The organism is Peribacillus sp. ACCC06369, from assembly GCF_030348945.1.
Classification (GTDB): Bacteria; Bacillota; Bacilli; order Bacillales; family DSM-1321; genus Peribacillus.
The window spans coordinates 1195099-1214631 of the sequence record NZ_JAUCEN010000002.1 but is presented as its reverse complement, the minus strand read 5'-3'; the positions used below and the strand labels follow the sequence as shown (position 1 = coordinate 1214631).

General features: G+C 38.9%; 22 protein-coding genes and 1 pseudogene. 8 read left to right on the top strand and 15 right to left on the bottom strand.

Translation table 11 applies throughout. The annotated features are described in order from the left end of the window. Window positions 1-145: 145 nt before the first annotated feature. Window positions 146-709, bottom strand: coding sequence for a signal peptidase I (lepB, locus tag QUF78_RS06790; protein WP_289317509.1), 564 nt, complete (start codon window positions 707-709; stop codon window positions 146-148). A gap of 33 nt (window positions 710-742) precedes the next feature. Next, entirely contained in the window at window positions 743-1357 is a 615-nt protein-coding gene (locus QUF78_RS06785) for a TVP38/TMEM64 family protein (protein WP_289324077.1), read from the bottom strand. A gap of 292 nt (window positions 1358-1649) precedes the next feature. Here QUF78_RS06785 and QUF78_RS06780 point away from each other — a divergent pair, with 292 nt between their 5' ends. The 4 genes and pseudogenes from QUF78_RS06780 to QUF78_RS06765 all read left to right on the top strand — a co-directional run. After that, window positions 1650-2024 (top strand): YhjD family protein, encoded by a 375-nt coding sequence (locus tag QUF78_RS06780; RefSeq protein ID WP_289324076.1) that lies wholly within the window; start codon window positions 1650-1652, stop codon window positions 2022-2024. A gap of 1522 nt (window positions 2025-3546) precedes the next feature. Then, window positions 3547-3633: a hypothetical protein gene (locus QUF78_RS06775; RefSeq protein WP_289327253.1), complete on the top strand. Its 87-nt coding sequence runs from the start codon at window positions 3547-3549 to the stop codon at window positions 3631-3633. 55 nt (window positions 3634-3688) lie between these two features. Next, window positions 3689-4120: a ComEC/Rec2 family competence protein gene (locus QUF78_RS06770; protein ID WP_289324075.1), complete on the top strand. Its 432-nt coding sequence runs from the start codon at window positions 3689-3691 to the stop codon at window positions 4118-4120. A 36-nt stretch (window positions 4121-4156) separates the two neighbouring features. Continuing rightward, a pseudogene (locus QUF78_RS06765) lies at window positions 4157-4294 on the top strand (DUF3006 domain-containing protein); the annotation flags it as partial. 163 nt (window positions 4295-4457) lie between these two features. On the opposite strand, the gene QUF78_RS06760 reads toward QUF78_RS06765, so the two are convergent. Then, window positions 4458-5021, bottom strand: coding sequence for a competence protein ComK (locus QUF78_RS06760; RefSeq protein WP_289324074.1), 564 nt, complete (start codon window positions 5019-5021; stop codon window positions 4458-4460). 325 nt (window positions 5022-5346) lie between these two features. Between QUF78_RS06760 and QUF78_RS06755 the strand changes: the two genes are divergently transcribed. Then, window positions 5347-5583, top strand: coding sequence for an IDEAL domain-containing protein (locus tag QUF78_RS06755; protein ID WP_289317515.1), 237 nt, complete (start codon window positions 5347-5349; stop codon window positions 5581-5583). A 72-nt stretch (window positions 5584-5655) separates the two neighbouring features. Here the strand turns inward: QUF78_RS06755 and QUF78_RS06750 are convergent, their stop codons facing one another. From QUF78_RS06750 to QUF78_RS06715, 8 genes are all read right to left on the bottom strand, one after another. Next, window positions 5656-6465 carry a YitT family protein gene (locus QUF78_RS06750; protein WP_289324073.1) on the bottom strand — a complete coding sequence of 270 codons (810 nt, stop codon included), beginning with the start codon at window positions 6463-6465 and terminating at the stop codon, window positions 5656-5658. A 152-nt stretch (window positions 6466-6617) separates the two neighbouring features. Continuing rightward, window positions 6618-7883, bottom strand: coding sequence for a M48 family metallopeptidase (locus QUF78_RS06745; RefSeq protein WP_289324072.1), 1266 nt, complete (start codon window positions 7881-7883; stop codon window positions 6618-6620). Between the two features lie 37 nt (window positions 7884-7920). Next, a complete protein-coding gene (locus QUF78_RS06740) occupies window positions 7921-8187 on the bottom strand; it encodes a hypothetical protein (RefSeq protein ID WP_289324071.1) in 267 nt (88 codons plus the stop codon). 27 nt (window positions 8188-8214) lie between these two features. After that, window positions 8215-8901 (bottom strand): response regulator transcription factor, encoded by a 687-nt coding sequence (locus QUF78_RS06735; protein WP_289324070.1) that lies wholly within the window; start codon window positions 8899-8901, stop codon window positions 8215-8217. 183 nt (window positions 8902-9084) lie between these two features. After that, window positions 9085-9612 carry an HD domain-containing protein gene (locus tag QUF78_RS06730; protein WP_289317526.1) on the bottom strand — a complete coding sequence of 176 codons (528 nt, stop codon included), beginning with the start codon at window positions 9610-9612 and terminating at the stop codon, window positions 9085-9087. A 178-nt stretch (window positions 9613-9790) separates the two neighbouring features. Beyond that, entirely contained in the window at window positions 9791-11335 is a 1545-nt protein-coding gene (locus QUF78_RS06725) for a fatty acid--CoA ligase family protein (protein ID WP_289324069.1), read from the bottom strand. 179 nt (window positions 11336-11514) lie between these two features. Continuing rightward, entirely contained in the window at window positions 11515-12504 is a 990-nt protein-coding gene (gene lplA, locus QUF78_RS06720) for a lipoate--protein ligase (RefSeq protein WP_289324068.1), read from the bottom strand. A gap of 45 nt (window positions 12505-12549) precedes the next feature. After that, a complete protein-coding gene (locus QUF78_RS06715; protein ID WP_289324067.1) occupies window positions 12550-13284 on the bottom strand; it encodes an MBL fold metallo-hydrolase in 735 nt (244 codons plus the stop codon). Between the two features lie 171 nt (window positions 13285-13455). Between QUF78_RS06715 and yhfH the strand changes: the two genes are divergently transcribed. After that, window positions 13456-13584: a protein YhfH gene (gene yhfH, locus QUF78_RS06710; RefSeq protein WP_065310849.1), complete on the top strand. Its 129-nt coding sequence runs from the start codon at window positions 13456-13458 to the stop codon at window positions 13582-13584. 156 nt (window positions 13585-13740) lie between these two features. On the opposite strand, the gene QUF78_RS06705 is transcribed toward yhfH, so the two are convergent. From QUF78_RS06705 to hemE, 3 genes are all read right to left on the bottom strand, one after another. Then, window positions 13741-14316, bottom strand: coding sequence for a TetR/AcrR family transcriptional regulator (locus tag QUF78_RS06705; protein WP_289324066.1), 576 nt, complete (start codon window positions 14314-14316; stop codon window positions 13741-13743). Window positions 14317-14573: 257 nt separating this feature from the next. Then, window positions 14574-15509, bottom strand: a complete 936-nt coding sequence (gene hemH / locus QUF78_RS06700) for a ferrochelatase (RefSeq protein ID WP_289324065.1) — start codon at window positions 15507-15509, stop codon at window positions 14574-14576. A 78-nt stretch (window positions 15510-15587) separates the two neighbouring features. Continuing rightward, on the bottom strand, window positions 15588-16631 hold the full coding sequence (gene hemE / locus QUF78_RS06695) for a uroporphyrinogen decarboxylase (RefSeq protein WP_289324064.1): 1044 nt from the start codon (window positions 16629-16631) through the stop codon (window positions 15588-15590). A gap of 270 nt (window positions 16632-16901) precedes the next feature. Here hemE and QUF78_RS06690 point away from each other — a divergent pair, with 270 nt between their 5' ends. Continuing rightward, a complete protein-coding gene (locus tag QUF78_RS06690; RefSeq protein ID WP_289324063.1) occupies window positions 16902-17417 on the top strand; it encodes an antibiotic biosynthesis monooxygenase family protein in 516 nt (171 codons plus the stop codon). A gap of 184 nt (window positions 17418-17601) precedes the next feature. Here the strand turns inward: QUF78_RS06690 and QUF78_RS06685 are convergent, their stop codons facing one another. Further along, window positions 17602-18225, bottom strand: a complete 624-nt coding sequence (locus tag QUF78_RS06685) for a phosphatase PAP2 family protein (protein ID WP_289324062.1) — start codon at window positions 18223-18225, stop codon at window positions 17602-17604. A 93-nt stretch (window positions 18226-18318) separates the two neighbouring features. Here QUF78_RS06685 and QUF78_RS06680 point away from each other — a divergent pair, with 93 nt between their 5' ends. Then, complete coding sequence (locus QUF78_RS06680; protein WP_289324061.1) at window positions 18319-19530, top strand: M20 family metallopeptidase; 1212 nt, start codon at window positions 18319-18321, stop codon at window positions 19528-19530. The last annotated feature ends 3 nt before the right edge of the window (window positions 19531-19533 follow it).

Below are 19533 nucleotides of genomic sequence, written 5' to 3'. Positions count from 1 at the left end.
CAGAAATACTTTCTTTTTTATGACTAGGTTTCTGTTTCCAATTAGGCACACTTTCTATTATTTTACCGTTTCCCTTAAAAAAACACCAATCGTACGTTCGCGTTTTCCCCAAAAGAAAAAGCCCTCATAATTTTCGGGCTTCGAATCATTCACCTGTAAATCTATAATTGAATTCTTTGAGCGGCCAATATCGAACATCGACTTTACCGATAACATTTTCAACAGGTATATAACCAAAGTGACGGCTGTCCGCACTTTCAAGACGATTATCACCCATGACAAAAAGCTTGCCCTCCGGGACTGTGGTCATGTCCGTCAATTCTTTTAAGGTAAAATCACCCGTAAAATCCTGTCCCGGAAAACCTTCCTTATATTTCTCAAGATAAGGCTCATCCACTTTCTCACCATTTACGTAAAGCCAATCATCTTTATAACGAATGCGGTCACCTGCAATCCCTATAACTCGCTTAACATAATCTTCTTGTGAATTCGCATGAAAAACAATAATGTCAAATCGGTTGATATCATGAATCTGGTAATTGATTTTATTCACGACAAGTTTATTACCATCTTCAAGGGTCGGCTGCATCGATTTTCCTTCAACATCATAGCTTGAAAAGAAAAAAGTACGGATTAAGATGTAAATAACAAAAGCTATCATGGCTGCTTTTATCCAATCGGATAAAGTATTCTTGTTTGTTTTTTCCATCTAGTTCAACCCCTACTACATTTATATACTAATTTATTGTCCTTCTTCTCTCTTCATGCTTTTATTTAACCGGACTTCCAGTCTTTTTCCTACATACCACAGGATAAAGATGACAATCCCGATAATGATCGTACGCACAGGTTTATGTATTAAGGACACTAAATCGTAACCTACGAAGCTGATCGTAAAAATCATCACCGCTTTCCCTCCTACGACTGCAAGTCCATATTGCAAAGGACTGACTTTTGAAAGTCCTGCCACGATATTCACGATAGCCGATGGAGTAAAAGGGAAGCAGAGCAGTATGAACAGGGGACCGAATCCATGGCTTTCCACCCAAACCATCAACCTCTGTACCTGCTTATGTTTTTGCAAAAATCTAAAAAACCTCATTTGACCATATCTTCTAATAATAAAAAAGATCATAAAAGAACCAGCTACAGCACCAATCCAAGAAAATAAAAACCCCCACCAGAGACCAAAAGCCGTTGCATTAGCAAGCACGAACACCACTAAGGGCAAAAAGGGCAAAAAGGCTTCCAGCATCGGCAGTAAGATCCCAGGAATTGGACCGAATGAGCGATATTGCTGAATAAGCGCCGATATATGATCAAGTGTAAACCACTCACGTATAGTATCCAAATCCATAATTATCTCCCTCGACATGCTACTATAAAAGCAGCATAAACTTATTAAAAACCGTTTATTTTAGATATATCACTTTCCCCTGAAATTGCAAGAATTATTATCCATATATCTTCATACTTTCCCTATCTCAGGAAAACATAATCTTGTTAACAAAAATTTCATCATTTATCAAAATTGCTTGCATATGCACTGAAAATGCATTAGGATTAAAAAATGAGAACAAACGTTCTAACTTTTACTAAGTATACATATTAATATTGTAAACGTGCTACTTTAGAAAGGAGCGGTCATGATGACCCGCATTCCAGAAGATGACCGAAATATGATTGAAAAAGCCATCTACCTCCCTATGGTTATTACAGTCTTGAACCGGGATCTCAAGGTCATCGAAATTAGTCCGTTTAAATTAAAAAGGCCCTATTCGGAACTAGTCGAACATATTTTAACGGTGGTCCAGGACGATCTTGCCGAGGTACGGCGCTATTTGCGCAAGGAGAATATTAAAGTAAGTCAAATCAAACGCGATGAATCCTTCACGATGTATTGTTTTTTATATAAAGGATACGAGGAACATCATAATTACTTCAATCCCCGCCTTCGCAATAAAACCGAAGACTTGTTATGTTATTACTTTTTCGAAAAAAGTCTCCGCTCAAGGGAAATTTAGCGGATTATCCCTATTGCAGACATCCTCCATATTGTTTGCCTATGAATGATGGGTGATTGGAGTCTTTCGGGAAGGATACAGATGCCTGGGGGAAGGAAGATATGACCATTAAATCGCATCTGATCTTTCCTGGCATAAAGATAAGGGATTTCAATTTTCCCACTGTCCTTAACGAATAATAGGTTGGGCTGGCATGCTCATAATTAATCGTCATTTTAATCACCACTTTAATTCTGTACAATAAACATAACTATTCCCCAACACTATCATTTTAGAGTCAGCACAGCATTTTTGCAAAAGATTGTTAACGGCATTGTCTGAGTAAAGTCTTTGAAAACCAAATTACTTTAATTAAAGAGTCTCTGACAGCTTATAAAAATAAATCGCCTACTTATAAATTAACCAACAAAAAAGCGGAAAGTTTATTATGGATATAAATCCGTATTCGATTGGAACAAATTCATAAATGAAAAACGTCAACTAGAACTCTTTTTTTTTAGTCATGTCTATATACTGCCCCTATACCAGTCTAGCCATCTACTAGTAACCATCTCTTGATATAAAAAAGAACTTCCAGAAAGATAAGAACCCTTGTGAATAGTTTGTGAAATATTGAACAAAATATTTGAAACATCGTGGATGTCCAATATATTATGAAGTGAATCACTAACAAACTTATACCCCTTTATTTGATCGTTAAAAGTTTCTCCAACCCTTTTTTCTTATAAAAAACCATGCAATGTTTAACCGCTGCATGGTTTTTCTTTTTTTAATAATCAATTCGAAAATGTAAAGCATATTCCGTTATAAGAATCCGAGATGGACTTAACAATATATAGGGTTTTATATGGGTGAATAATAGAATTAGCCACAATTTCAATCGATTCCCCAGAATTTGTGACAAAATTCCAAACTCCCTTCACATATTCTTCACCTACATCATAAAGGCCTACGCCTATACCCTTTGCAATATCTACCGTTTGCTTGCAGGTTTCTAGCTGCAAAACATACTGCTGTTGGGTGAGCCCTAAGTTTTCATACCCGATCTGATTGGCGATTTTGAGGAACTCATCCGGATTTTAATAGTTCTTTTATGTAAAACTATTATTCACTGTGAAATTCTGGACATAATTTATATTCAAAAAATCAGCGGATTCTTTAAACAATCATCATAGATACCCAGGACAGGACATTTTAACTGGTATTTTATTAGATTGCTCCTATCTATGTTACTCGTAGCTCCTCTTCATATTTAAGTCCAGAAGAAAATCAATATTCTACTAGTTGCTATTCTTGTTTTATCTTTATTCACTGGACATAAAACAACTGAGGCAGCCTCAAATATGAGGGTACATTTCATCAACGTGGGACAAAGAGATTCAATTCTTATTCAAACAGGTAACGAAAATGTTTTAATCGATGGTGGCGGAAAAGAAAAGGGCGACGATGTTGTTGCCTACCTAAAAAACAAAAGGTAAAAACACTTAATGCTGTAGTATCCACTCACCCCGATGCGGATCATGTGGGCGGTCTGGCTTATGTGATTAAAACGCTTAATATAAAATCTGTCTATGCCCCTAAAATCTCTCATATTACCCAAGCGTACTAAGACTTTTTAACGGCTGTTAAGCAGAAGAAGCTTACTAAAAAAAGCGCAGACTGGCGTGGAAATCAACACTAAAGCTAAGGATAATTCCTTAAAAATCATTGCACCTGTTAAAGACTATGCTAAGTCTGGCTTAAATAACTGGAGTGCTGTCCTTTTACTTAAACACGACAAAAAAACATTCTTGTTTACAGGTGATGCTGAAGAAAAAGCCGAGACAGATATGCTGGCTAAAAAACTAATACCAAGTGTGGATGTACTTAAAGTCGGCCATCATGGTGCAAAAACATCAACAAGTTCAGCTTTCATTAACAAAACAAAACCGAAATACGCTGTAATCAGTGTAGGGAAAAATGGATATGGGCACCCTACTTCTACAGTTGTAAAACGGTTGAATTCAGTGAAAGCCCAAACCTATCGCACAGATAAATCAGGTAACATTATTTTTACTTCTACAGGTCAGAAAATTACTGTAAAGACGGTGAACTAAATGGTACAAGGAATTATTGATTGATTCGAAGGAAAGGTTGCTGTCGTTGAGATCGATGGTGGTGTCATGAAGGATTATCCTAAAAGTGCTCTTCCTAAGGGAGCAAAAGTAGGGGATATGCTGATTATCGATGGTGATAATATTTCCATTTCCAAAGAGGCACTGAAAAATTAAGAAAAGAAATTGACGATCTAATGGATGAATTATTTGAAGATTAATTATGGAACCCTTCTTTAATAAGAAGGGCTCTCATTATTTTCGAGTGAATTCCATACGCTTGCTTCCTTTACTTTCATTCCGATCATGCATTTATGATTATCCCAGCCTGAATCCCTTTCTAACGTGGTATATACTTTGACATTACCTCTGAAGCCTTGACTCCATTTGCTTCGGTGAACAGATAGAAAGATTTCCTCTTTGTTTCCTCAATCCTCTGGATGAGTTTCGTTTTTAAAAAGGATGTCCGGTGCAGCTGGTTTTCGAAAGAACTGCATGATACTTCTATATCGACGGTTTGTTTATTCCTGAATGTGATGGTTGTATGTTTGGAATCCTGGCGATCATAGGATACTACATGCTCATGTGATATCCAGATGCATTGGGGACGCAACGGAGATGTAGTTGGAAAGAAGAAGATCGAACTCGTCGGATCAATCGCGATCGGTGCTTTATGTGTGATGTTTATGAGCTGTTTCGTGCCTTGCTTGCGTCCTTCATAACTTGACCCGAAGAACTCACAGCTTTTCTTTACTATCTCCAAAGGTTTAAAGGGCGAGACGAATTCGTCCTCCATTTCAACGATACGGGCATATATTTTACTGCCATAATTGATTGGCGAAACCATTAGTGTATATGGCGTGATTTCATACTCCTCGATGATTCCCTGACTGTTTTCCTTCATTATTAATCCACCTCTTCCTCATTGCATTAAACACTTTTTTCACTTTAACAAAGCTTATACTCTTAATTGCTGTTTGTACCCCCCATTCCCCATTGTCAATAAATAGGTGAAGTCAGATGGGAAATATATGTTAAATTACTCACTATAATAGCACAACCTGTAAAGATAAAAAGCAAGTTCACAGAAAGTTAAAAATTCTTATACATAGTGGTCATTTCGTCATCTAAACGACACATTTTCTATCAAGATTTAAATTTTTTAAATATTCAGTTGATTTTATCCACTCAAATCCATATACTAATAAAAAGGGTCAGGGGTGGTAACTTTGAAAAATGAAAAATCTTATTCAGAGTCAGTGAAGTCCTTATCAATGAGCGAAATGAAAAACGATGCTGTGGTTCAGGAAATGTTAATTGATATGATTATTCTGGAATCCGTCCTTAATACCAAGAAGAATATCCTTGCGAAACAGATTGATGAAGCCCTGGATATGAAAAACGAACCTTTATTCTTAAAATTAAGTTCTGAAATGAACGTTTTGCTAAAACAGTTTGGAAGTTAAAATGCATGACTAAATAACAGCCTGATAATCAAAAAAGCCTCCCCTAATGTTGGGAGGCTTTTCTATTTATCATCACTCTTTATGAAACATCCCCATGACTTCGGCTGTTTCTGTTATATTGACAAAAGCATTCGGATCTACTTCTTTTATCATCACTTTTACATCGGTTAATTGATAACGGGTAATGACTGTCATCATCACTTTACTCTTTTCTCCAGAGTATGCACCTTCACCATCCATGACTGTAATTCCTCGATATAGGTTGGTCAGGAGCTTCGTTTTCATTTCGTCACTCTTTTTCGTAACGATCATTAATGTTAATTTAATGTGATTGGAATGAATCGTATCAATCACCTTTCCAGCTGCATATATGGAAATCAGCGTATATAATGCGGCATCCCAACCAAAGATGAAGCCTGAGATAACCACCACAACTCCATTCATCACTGAAAGCAATGTACCAAGTGGAAAATCGCTCTTCTTAGCCAACAGCATGGCAATGATATCGAAACCGCCAGAAGAACCTGAAGCACGAAAAATGATGCCTATACCGAATCCCGATATGATTCCGCCAAATAAAGAAGACAAAATCGGTTCAGTGGATATTCCATGAACTGGAATGAGATATAAACTGACGGATATCACGACAACTGATAATATCGTATAGGTGATAAAGCGTCTTCCTAACTTCAAGTATCCTAGAATCAGCAATGGCAAATTCAAGAGAAAATTCAATATCCCTGTGTTGACTGGGGTAATGATTCCGAACATAATCGCAAGTCCACTAAGTCCGCTGCTTAAAATTAAATGAGGTATCAAAAATAAGTTGTAGGCTACTGCAACAAGCACTGAGCCTATAGTGATAAAAAGTACATTATACATATCTGATCTCCTTAAAACGAACTGGGAATTTAATTTATTATAGTAGAGAACCTAAGAATTTTAAAAATAATAGTTTTTTCTGAAAACAACTTACAAACTTACAATTTCCCAATATAAGTAAAGGAAAAAGCCAGCTGATTTTCAGCTGGCTTTCAATCACCCTTTGTATCTGCATTTTCAACAGTGGAAATCCGCTCGAGCATGGTTGGATGGGAATACCGTAGCCATTTTACCAGGAATGGTGGATTGACCTGACTCAAACCCGACCTTGTGAGTTCCTGGAAAGTGGTGATTGCTGATTCTTTATCCCCGGTCATTTCAATGGCATAACGGTCAGCCCTTGTTTCTTGATATCTGGAAACATAATTGGACACCGGGCTGGAAGCAAACAGCAGCACAGACGTTATTAAGAAAAATAATGGAAGAGAAGCGATGCTGTCAACCGTACGCACCTTTACCAGGTGGCCCCAGCGCCTTATGATATAATTCATGATTTTCGATGTCAGCCATAAGCCGATTAAAGTCATTCCTAAATATCCTGCAATCCCTATATAAATGTGCTTTTCAACATAATGAGCCATTTCATGTGCCATGATAAAAAGGATTTCATCTTCCTTTAGTTTATTGAGGGTCGTATCCCAAAGGACTATCCTTGAGTTGGAACCTATGCCGTTCACGTATGCGTTTAATGCATTTGTCTTTTCCGCCATATTTACTTCATATACGTGATCAGCCGGAATTTCAGCCTGTGAGGCAAGTGCCAATATTTCCGTTTCCAGCTCTTTATTTTTGAGCGGATAGAATTCATTATACAGCGGATCAATCAAAACAGGCTGAACAAACATAAGAAACAAGGTAAATGGAATGGACAACATCCAAGCATAGAGCCACCACTTCTTCACACTTTTCTTCATTAACCAATATAAGACGGAAACGATGATGAACATCAACCCAAAATTCACCCAAAATTCGATGACTCCATCCTTCATCCACGAAGTGAAACTTTGTGTACTGATATGGTAACTTTTACTCATCCGGTAACCAATGAAGCTGATTGGAAATAGTGCCAGGTAAGAAATAACAGAAAGCCAGAATAAGTAAATGCCTGTTTGGATCACTTTCCGTTTCGATACCGTCACGGAAGACTTTTCAAATGCTTTTGAAAAACCAAATAATAAAATGAAGAAATACAGCAGCCATTCATATGGTGTAGAAACGAAAAAAATAAAATTCCTCATATCTGAATACTCTTCGCTAAGTTTTAGTTCCCTTGCATTCAAAAATGTTGCAGGGTCTGCTGCAGTACCACGCAATGCTTCGGGAATGGAAGTATCTGCCCCATAAAAAATATACCAATACATCACTGCTGCATAAAAGATATATAATAGAATCGCTCTTCCTGCCCATTTTCTAACCATGATGCCCCTCCTTATAACGAAACTCCCTCTTATTAGTTTAATCCAAAATGGACAGGTTAGAACTGCATTTCCCTTCTATATTATTTATTCCATAAATATTCAAACAATCAGGATTATTTTGTCTGGTTTTAATCCTTCTTTGTATGTTCAAATGCAGAAGATAAGGGATGAACTGACGTGGAATTTCCCAATCACATTCGATCCGGAAAAGAACAGCGGAAGGAGTGGATGCATATGCAGAGACAGTTAAAACGGATGGCTGGGAGGTATTACGAGGAACAGTTAAAGATATGAAAAGGCTCATTGACCAAGGAGCGAAGGGCTTAAGTAGTCACCCCTTCATGCTGCTATTTTGAAAACTATACAAAAGTGCCATAAGCTCAGGGCGATTACTAACATTCAGTTTTCTGTATATGCGGCTGATATAGTTTTTTACCGTGCCGATGGATAGAAAAAGTGTTTTTGAAATTTGCTGATTCGTCTGGCCTTCGTTGAGTAGAATAAGCAGTTCATACTCGCGTTTAGAAAAGGCCCCTAATTTTTCAATTGCCTTATCCAATGATACTGGTGATTTTTCAACACCATCCTGCTGCAGCTTCTTCATTAGAAAAGATTTGAATGAGGCAGGATAGACTATTTGACCATTGGCACATTGACGGATTGCCGACACCACTTGTTTCATTCCACTATCCTGTAACACATAACCTGCTGCACCATGGCATATTGCTTCGATAAGATAGTGGTCTTCTGAACAGGCAGTAAGAATGACGAAAGGAATGGATGGGTGTTTTTCCTTTAGGATTGGCATTACTTCCTGTCCATACTTCCCTGAAGACTGGACATCAAGAAGAATGACATCAACTGATGCTGTATAATCAAGATCAAGAAATTCCATTTCATTCCCCGTTGTTCCTATGACCTTAATGTCTTCTTCTTTTTCGAAGATTCCCTTTAGCCCCCCTTGGCCACCATATATCATTAGCTTAATCGACTTCATAACTTCACCTGTTCTTTTCATTATTTGTTAATAATCCGATGATTTTTATAATTGCGGCCACCACGAATAGTTCTATTGGTCTATATATTACATCATTAATTCACTTGATAACAATATAAATGAAATAAATTCAAAAGCAAAATTTAAACTGTAAAATATGCTTTAAAAAAGTGCACGTTAAAAAGGCTATCAACCTGTTTGCCTTCAGGATGATAGCCTTTTTCTTTGTTCCTCGTCTATGAGTGTATCAAGCTTCATGATGCTTTCCTTTGCCCGGAGAAAATCAATTTTACGGTAATGGTGTTTTCCACCTTCTTCTTCATCTTTTTCGTCGGCCCATTTGACGACCTGCTGAAGCGGTGTTCGAATAATATCATTTGAAGGTAAAAACGAATCGGTGTGAAATAAGATGGCGAGGGAAATTGTCTTTGCCTTTATCGGGTTCTCTCCCAAACGGATTAACAGTTTATGTGCTCGTTCTGCACCTTTAATGGGATGGATATCATTTTGTTTGTACAGATCATAATCCCATTTACCGTTGCGATACCAGGTAAAATGACCCATATCATGCAAAAGTCCAGCTTTAGCTGCAATATCAGGGTCTATCTTATATTCGTTTGCTAGGTGAAACGAATGGTATGCTACCGCAATCGCATGAGCCAGACCTGAACGGTTCAAGTATTTTTGAGCAATGGGATGTGTAAAAATATCTAAAAGCTTTACATCTCTCATCTAACCCCTCCTTACAATTATGTGGAAATTTTTAATGACAATCATAACTCTTTTCGAAACAAGAATCAAGGTTTTAAGCTTCCCCTCCTGATATATTTTATGCAGCCTGATGCACTTTGGTTGTACAAAAAAGGACCATTGCAGGTTATAGGCAATGGTCCCCTTATGATCAACAAATTCAGTTTTGTATTACATGTTTTTTTAAGGAACGCCGTAAAATTTTACCGGTTGTATTTTTTGGAAGTTCATCCAAAAATTCAATTTTTGCCGGAACCTTATACTTAGCCAAATGTTCCATGCAATAGGCAAGTAATTCTTCCTCGGTCAATGCATTGTTTTTCTTTACCACAAAGCAATGAACCACTTCTCCCTGATTTGGATCCGGTAAGCCTATGGCTGCTGCCTCAACTACTTCAGGATGGGCGTACAGAACCTCCTCCACTTCACGTGGGTAGACATTATAACCCCCGACGATGATTAGTTCCTTTTTACGATCTACGATGAAAAAATACCCTTCATCATCCATCCTCGCTAAATCGCCTGTATACAACCAGCCATTTTTCAAGACTGCCGCCGACTCTTCAGGCATTTTATAATACCCCTTCATTACATTCGGACCCCGGACAATCAATTCTCCTACCCCATTGATCGGCACTTCTTCACCAAGCTCATTGACCACTTTATTTTCCACCCCAAGGATCGAGGTTCCGATGGATCCCGCCTTCCTTGGACGATCCAATGGGTTGAAGCAGGTAACGGGAGATGCTTCGGATAAACCATACCCTTCCGAAACCCTGACATTAAATTTCCGCTCGAATGATTCAAGCAGTGACACTGGCATGGCGGATCCACCTGAAATGCATATGCGCAACGACTTCAGATCGTCTTCTTTCGCATCGGGAAATTGGAAAAGAAAATTGTACATCGTTGGCACCCCAGCAAAAACGGTTGCATCATATTTTTTGATTTGCCTGAATATTTCCTTTGGACTGAATTGCGGGACAATTAAAAGCGTACCTCCGCTCATCAATGGGGCATTCACAACTACCGTTAAACTGAACACGTGGAACATTGGTAATGTCGTAATGACACGGTCACTTTCCGTAATTTTCAAATAATCACCAACATCATGAGCATTGGAGAATATATTTGCATGTGTGAGCATGGCCCCCTTCGGTTTCCCCGTTGTCCCTGAAGTGTAGAGTATGATTGCCGTAGCATCAGGATCCAGGTCAGGACCTTTAAAACCGGCATGCCCCTTTTCGACCATTTTTGCAAACGATTTCATTTTCGGGTAGATGTTAAATTTGTTAATATCCCCATTATCCGGCTGCGTTTTACAAATTACATAATGTTCTACGCTTGAGAGGATCGGGTTCATTTTCTCGAATAAGGGTACAAGCTTATCTAAAGCCACAACGACCTTTACATCGCCATTATTCAGGATGTAACCAATCTCATCAGGTGTGTAAATTGGATTTACGGGAATTACGGTCGCCCCTGCTCGCAGAGCTCCATACAACGAAATGATGAAATGTGGAGAATTGCCTAAAACCAGCGCAACATTATCACCTTTTGAAACCCCAAGCCTATGTAATTCGTCTGCAAACTTTGTAACGGCCATATCCAATTCCCCATATGAGGTGGATTGATCCATAAAATAATAAGCTGGCTTATCGGCCTTTCTTAAAGCCGTTTGATGAAGCTGTTCAGATAAATTCATCGTTCTCCCTCCCCTGTAAATAGCATGAATGAACAGTCATTCATTTTTATAAAAGACTAAATACATTTTTATTATATTAAAAGAATGCGTTTACAGCAACAATTTTATCCATATTCAAGCAATTACTGTCATTATTAGACACAAAAGCCGTCCTATTAAATCGGGACGGCTTTTCAGGCTTAATATATTAAAGCCAATATTTCTTCTTTCGTTACATTGCCAAAATAATGCCGAACATCTATCTCATCTAGTACACTGCTGATGGCTTCCTTTTCATAGCGTATTCCAGTAAGCTTTTGTTCAATATCCGCAACCTCTCCGACCCCGAAGAAGTCACCGTAGATTTTACAATTCTCAATGATTCCCCTGTTCACTTCAAGACGGATATCAACAGATCCCACCGCGAACCTATGTGAGTTTTGCAAGTTGAATTTAGGCGATTTCCCGTAGTTCCACTCCCAGTTTTGATACCTTTCTTCCGAGATTTTATGAATCTCCTCCCAATCGGCCTCCGTTAAAACATACTCTGTAACTTCGCCGCTATCTTTAAATATATTTTGCAGAAGGAATGAACGGAATTCTTCAACAGACATCGGTTCTTTTAAGAAATCAGCGATATTACCGACACGGCTTCTAATCGATTTAATTCCCTTGGACTCGATTTTATCCTTTTTCACTTTTAAGGCGGATACAATGTGATCCATTTCTGATTGAAACAACAATGTCCCGTGACTGAACATTCTGCCCTTCGTTGAAAACATCGCGTTGCCGGAGATTTTCTTTCCTTCGGCCAGGATATCATTACGTCCGCTTAATTCAGCATGTATTCCAAGTTTCTCAAGCGTTTCCACGACAGGCTGGGTGAACTTCTTGAAATTATGGAAGCTATCTCCATCATCTTTCGTAATGAAACTGAAATTGAGATTTCCTAGGTCATGATAAACAGCCCCGCCCCCTGAAAGGCGGCGAACTACTGTAATGCCATTTCCCTCTACATAATCGGCATTGATTTCTTCAATCGTATTTTGATTCCTTCCAATGATGATTGAAGGGCGATTTATGTAAAATAGGAGATAGGTTTCATCTATATTTAAATGTTTAAGCGCATACTCTTCGATTGCCAGATTAATTCTCGGATCTGTAATTCCCTTATTATCAATAAAAAGCACAGTTGTTCCTCCTTGTAGAGTCCATTCATTACCCTAATGTTTCATTTATAGTTGGAATTCGAGATTGGTTTTAGCTACAGCAATTTCCCTTCTGAATACCTCGGATGCTTCTTTTTTCAGTTGATTAAGATCCCCATAATGAGGAAGATGAGTTAACAGCAAAAGCTGGACGTCGGCCTTGGATGCAAGCATGCCCGCTTCTCTAGCCGTCATATGCCCCGCCTTTGAACCATCCATATCACTGTAAAAGTTACTTTCACACAATAAAACATTTGCGTCTTTAGCGAAATCTGCTAACTCATCCATATAAGAACTGTCACCTGTATAAACAATCGAATGATTTTCAGCTTCAATCCTCATAGCAAAACAAGGGACTGGATGTTTTGTTTTCATGAACGTAAATTTACAAGGTCCTATGGTTAAGGGTTCATCAGCAGAGTAGGCTATGCCCTTTGTCACGTCTTTATAAGTTAACTTTCCAAATTCGGCTTGGTCTATATCATGACCATAAATAGGTATGGTCCTTTTTTCACTGCCCAATAACTGCTGTATGAGCGCAGCGTGCTGCAGGACACCAATATCCGCAACATGATCCGGATGATAGTGGGATAATACAACTGCACCTAGGTCCTCCGGCTTCATATGATTTTGCAGCTGTGATAGAACACCACTGCCACAATCAAGCAGAATGCGAAAATCTTCATATTCAAGCAAATAGCCAGAACTTGCCTCATTTTTAGCTGGATATCCGCCCCAGCAGCCAATTACGGTGATTTTCATGCTTAGGCACTCCTTTTTTCTCTCAATGACTTCCCCATAAATATAAACTATTCTTTCCCTCATTTCACCTTTTTTACTTATGTTATAAAACATTGATTGACAATCTATATCTGTTATAATACAATGAAGTTATAGAAAAGCGAATAATAAAAAATTCAGGAGATGATGTTCATGATTCAAAGTAGCGTTGAGTTCTTTAAAAACCTGCCTCCGAAACAATGCACGGAATGCGGAAAAAAAATTGAAGAACAGCACGAATGTTATGGAAACCACTGTGATCATTGCCTTTCTGGAGAGTAGTAGTAATGTGTTTCACCATCCTCTTCGGCAGGATGATCCCATATAAAGTTCGGTTTAACAGCTGAAAACCCAATATAAAGAAGAGATACCGATCATCGGCATCTCTTCTTTTGGTTTTTTACGATTCATTGCATTCCAGCCAAAAAAATAGAATTATCACGGAGCGGATAATCCTTTGAATAAATATATTTTAAATAGTTCAGCAATTTCATCTTTCTCTAATGGGACATGGTTCCTTTCCCAATCAAAAATCAGGGCAAGGTACATCTTTAACATCAGGAAAGCTGTTATCTCTGGATCGCAAGGCTTTATATAACCCTTATCAATCGCTATTTTAAGTTTGTCCTTAATGTAAGATACGACAGCTTCTTCCATTTCATTAACCATTTCCTGAACGGCTGGCGTACCAATTTCCCGCTCTTCTTGAAAAAGCTTTAAAGATAACTGATGCTCCTGCCTGAACTCCAGGATTCGATAAACGGCCCGATGCAGGTTTTCAAAAAAGGAAAGCTGATCATCCAAAGATTGTTCCGCCTCATATTTCATTTCCTCTATCATCCGCTGAACGATTTCTCTAAACAGCTCTTCTTTATTTTTATAAAAGGTATAAATGGTCCCTTTTCCCACATTGGCAATTTTAGCGACTTGATCCATCGTCGTTGCCTTATATCCAAAAAGTGAAAACGACTTGGTCGCGGCTTCTAAAATTAATTTTTTACGATCAACAGACATTTCCCACCTCAATCCTGACCAAACGGACAAAACAGTCATTATGTTCAAAATATCATACCAAAAATATTCAGTCTTTTCAATTTAATTTTAAATTTTCTAGAGAAATAATGGCCATCCTCATTACTGGACAGCCACCTTTTCGAAAATGGAGTATTTAATTTTCCAAAGTAAAAACAAAAGTGCCGCTTATTCAGATGATAGCTTGAAAATATGTAGAGGCACATTACAAGAATGGTTAAACTAAATGTCCCATATAACTATTTTTCCTGTAATTTGTTTAAAATGATTGTGCCCAAAGCATCGATGAATTCAGGTTTAACATTGGGCATATCCGGCCTGTAGTATCCTGCACCAATATCTTCCGTCACAACCTTACATTCATAATCGTTATCATAAAGGACTTCCAGATGCTCGGCCACGAAGCCTACAGGAATATAAATGAAAGCTTTATACCCTTTTTCTTGATGAAGATCTCTGGTTAAATCCTGTACATCCGGCCCAAGCCATGGTTCAGGTGTTTGTCCAGCGCTTTGCCAGCCTACTGCATAATTGGTGACACCCGCGCCTTCAGCAATCATGTCTGCAGTTTCTTTCAATTGATTTGGATACGGATCTCCAGATTGCAAGATTTTCTCAGGGAGACTATGTGCAGAAACGATCAAAGCGAAATTATCGCGTTCTTCCGAGGGCATTTTCCCGATTACACCTTTTACTTGATCTACCCAATATTGAATGAATTTCGGCTCATCATACCAGCTTTCAACAGAAGTGATGGTCATGTCACCCAATTTAGCGGCTTCATCCTGTGCACGTCCATTATAAGACTTCACGCTGAATGTTGAAAAATGCGGTGCCAATACTATACTGACAGCTTCTTTGATTCCATTATCATGCATTTGTTTCACTGCGTCTTCAACAAAAGGTTCAATATGTTTCAGTCCCAGATATGCCTTGAATTCAATTTCTTCCTGAACGGAATTCAATTGCTTTTCAAGGGCCTCAGCTTGTCCCGCCGTTATTTTTGCAAGCGGGGATAATCCACCGATCGCTTCATATCTGCCTCTTAGATCGGCAATCAATTCGTCGCTTGGTCGTCTCCCATGACGAATATGTGTATAATATCTTTCAATATCCGCTTCAGTGTACGGAGTACCATAAGCCATGACTAGAAGGCCCATTTTTTTTCTTGACATGAAATTACACCTCTTTTAAAGATTTCGTTCTTTTATTGTGCATCCAATTAAGGATTTTTAGCAACTGGTTCGCTCACCTTACTTCATTTTTGATGAATATTCATGAATGAAAGCGGTCAGTCTCTTCAGTGTTTCCGGATTTACGGAAGGGAAAACCCCATGTCCAAGGTTAAAGATGTAGCCATCCTGTTCCATGCCCTGATCCAGAATCCTTTTCGTCCGTTCTTCTATAACATCCCATGATGATAATAGCAGTGCTGGATCAAGGTTACCTTGAACCGTTTTCTGTATTCCCATTTGTCTTGCTTCTGTAATCGGAAGTCTCCAATCCAGACCGACTACATCAATCGGAAGGTCATTCCATTCCAGTGCCAAGTGACTAGCACCGACCCCGAACATGATTAGCGGTACATTTTCTTCACGTAATGAAGAAAAGATACGAGTCATGATTGGCTTGATGAATACGCGGTAATCCTCAACGTTCAATGCACCCACCCATGAATCAAAAATTTGGATGGCTTTAACGCCAGCCTTAATTTGGGACTTGACATAGATGATGATCATATCCGCTAACTTATCCATTAAAGCAAACCAGGCCACTGGCTCGGAATACATGAAAGCTTTCGTCTTATTGTAGTTTTTGGAAGGGCCGCCTTCAATCATGTATGAAGCAATGGTGAATGGTGCACCGGAAAAACCAATCAAAGGAACGGACAATTGCTCCGTGGTCAATAGTTTAATCGTGTCCAACACATAAGGGATGTCTTCCTCTGGGTTCAATTCACCCAATTTTTCAACATCCTTCACCGATTTGATTGGATTGGAAATTACTGGACCAATTCCCGACTTAATCTCGACATCGACACCAATGGCTGGTAGCGGTGTCATTATATCTTTATATAAAATCGCAGCGTCTACATCATATTGCTCAACTGGCAATCTAGTCACATAAGCGCATAATTCCGGCTGATGAGTGATCTCGAATAGGGAGTACTTCTCCTTCAGTTTACGGTATTCCGGCTGTGAACGGCCAGCCTGACGCATATACCAAACAGGCACATGATCCGTTTTCTCTCCTCTCGCAGCTTTTAAAAATGTATCATTCGTAATTTCCTTAGACATTAATATCCACCTTTCAAGCAATCACGTTTCTATTTTTATTCATACTTACCTAGAATATCAGAAGGATGTTGAATTTCAAATCGAATCTCCTTAAACTATAGCTTTTTATATAATAGAAGTATAGCCAACCTATATATTTGTCAGAAAATCGACGTTTTTATAAAAATCTTACCGGTTTCCAGGCCCAATGGTTTGATTGGAAATGGTAAAAGCACGATTCATTGGGTAAAATGGGTATACAGGTACTATATAGAAATTGGAGGGGAATTTATGAATGTATTCATCACATCAGGCACTTACGATTTTTTGAAAATCAAAAAAGATAAGCACCCGAATGAAAAAATATTACTTATGCAAAACCCTGACACTACAGTCCTTTTACATGAAACATCAGGTAAAACGATCTTTAGCTCGCCACGTAAATATGAAGTAGTCGATGGGAAAGGAAACCTTCAAGATCATGGCTATGTAGTCATGAACAATATCCCTGTCAGTGAAGAAGGACGGCCGGTATTCGAACATCGTTTTAAAAACAGGGCCGGATTCATTGAAAATGAACCAGGTTTCGTCGCCCTTCGTGTCCTGCGGCCCATCAACTCTGAAACTTATGTAATCTTAACGATTTGGGAGAAACAAGCTGATTTTCTGAACTGGAAGAACTCCAGTTCCTTTCAAAAGGCGCATAACAGCGACTCCAAAGCTCCAGTTACGAATTCCAGCCAGAAGATGTTTTCAGGTGAAGCCTATGTAACGCAGTATACATTGGTAAAGGATTCCGAAGAATGATCCATTCCTGCTCAATAAAAGGTCCATCCTCTCAAGGATGGACCTCTTTGAAATAATGGCAATCCAGATCGTTATTTTGGAAAGCGCAAAAATTATATAAACCTATCCCAATCCGACAAATTCCTTCTTTATTTCCGGGGAAATGCAACGGATATATACATATATTTCATCTATGAATCCTTTTTCAAATGACTCTCCTTCCAAGTAACTTATACAAATTAAACAAGGTTAAAATATATGCAACTCCTAATGCATAACCTGCTAAGATATCAGTTGGAAAATGAACGTTCATAGCGATCCGGCTGACCCCTATCAGCAGAACCAGACAAACGAAACCTATTCCCACTACCCATTTCAATGAGTTTCCTTTAACTTCTTTTATTATGAAATAAGCTACCATACTGAAAAAAATAAGGCCGACCATTGCGTGGCCGCTTGGAAAACTGAAGCCACCTGTCTCCATCAATTGATTTTCAGGCCGAATTCTTTGAATATGATTTTTTATCCACCCGTTTAAAACATCGCCCCCAGACACTCCGATAGAGAAGACGGCCATGGTCAAATAATCCTTCTTAATTACCCATAAATATAGAACACATAGTAAGCTTCCAAAACCAATGACTTTGGATTTTCCAAGATAAGTGATGAATTTGAAGAAAGTGAATGAAAAAGTCTTCTCACTCACTGCAAAAAGTTCTCCAATATATGTATCGAACGCTAAAGTCTTCTCACCCTGGACTTCATGCATCAAAAAAAAGAATAGCAACAAGCAAAGCAAAACCACAACAACCCAGGAATATTTAATCATAGATATAACTCTCCTCGAGGTATTTAATTTACTTTTGATTATTCTGAATATGATATACTATTTACAATTAAACCAATCATTGGGAGGTGCAAGATGATACATCGATTACACAAACTTCTAGATGGTTCATATGAAGAAATGGTTTCCATCAGGCGTTACCTTCATCAACATCCTGAACTTTCTTTTCAAGAAACCCAAACGGCGGCCTTCATCGCTGAATATTATGAAAAACTCGGAATCGAACATCAGACAAATGTAGGCGGTAATGGTGTTATTGCCAAGATTACAGGCAGTAAGCCTGGTAAAACTGTAGCATTGCGCGCTGATTTCGACGCCTTGCCCATTCAAGATGAAAAAGAAGTTTCCTATAAATCCTCCGTACCCGGAGTAATGCATGCGTGTGGACACGATGGCCATACAGCGACTCTCCTCGTCCTTGCAAAAAACCTTAATGAACTGAAGGATGAGCTCGAAGGTCAATATATATTTATCCACCAGCATGCTGAAGAATATGCTCCAGGTGGCGCCAAACCGATGATCGAGGCCGGCTGCCTTGATGGGGTGGATGTAATTTTCGGCACCCATTTATGGGCTACGGCCCCTACCGGAACGGTCCAATACGCTTATGGACCTCTTATGGCTGCAGCTGACCGATTTGAGATCATCATTCAAGGCCAGGGTGGACATGGAGCCCAGCCGCATAAAACCCGCGATGCAATCGTAGTCGGCTCCCAGCTAGTCATGGCACTACAGCAAATCGTAAGCCGCCGCCTTAACCCAATAGATTCTGCAGTTATTACCGTCGGTTCCTTTGTAGCCGATAATGCATTTAACGTCATTGCAGATAAGGCTAGAATAATCGGGACCGTCCGTACTTTCAAGGAAGATGTCCGTTCATTTATAAGCGAGGAAATAGAGCGTATTGTTAAAGGAACCTGCCTAGCTGCAGACTGCACCTATGAATATCAATACATTCAAGGTTATCCAGCTGTTATCCCACACGATGAGGAAACTACATTCCTCATCGAAAGCACTGAGTCCATCGAGGAAGTTCTGGTTACAGAGGAAATTGACCCGGATATGACAGGTGAAGATTTTTCTTATTATTTACAAAATGTGAAAGGTACATTCTTCTTTACAGGGGCCAGGCCAAAAAATGAACATACATATCCGCATCATCATCCTTTGTTTGACATCGATGAAAAAGCGATGCTCATTGCAGCCAAAATTTTGGGCACGGCAGCTGTAACCTATCATAATAAGGAACAACCATCTCCAAAGGTGAATGAATCTTTATTGCGGTAATGG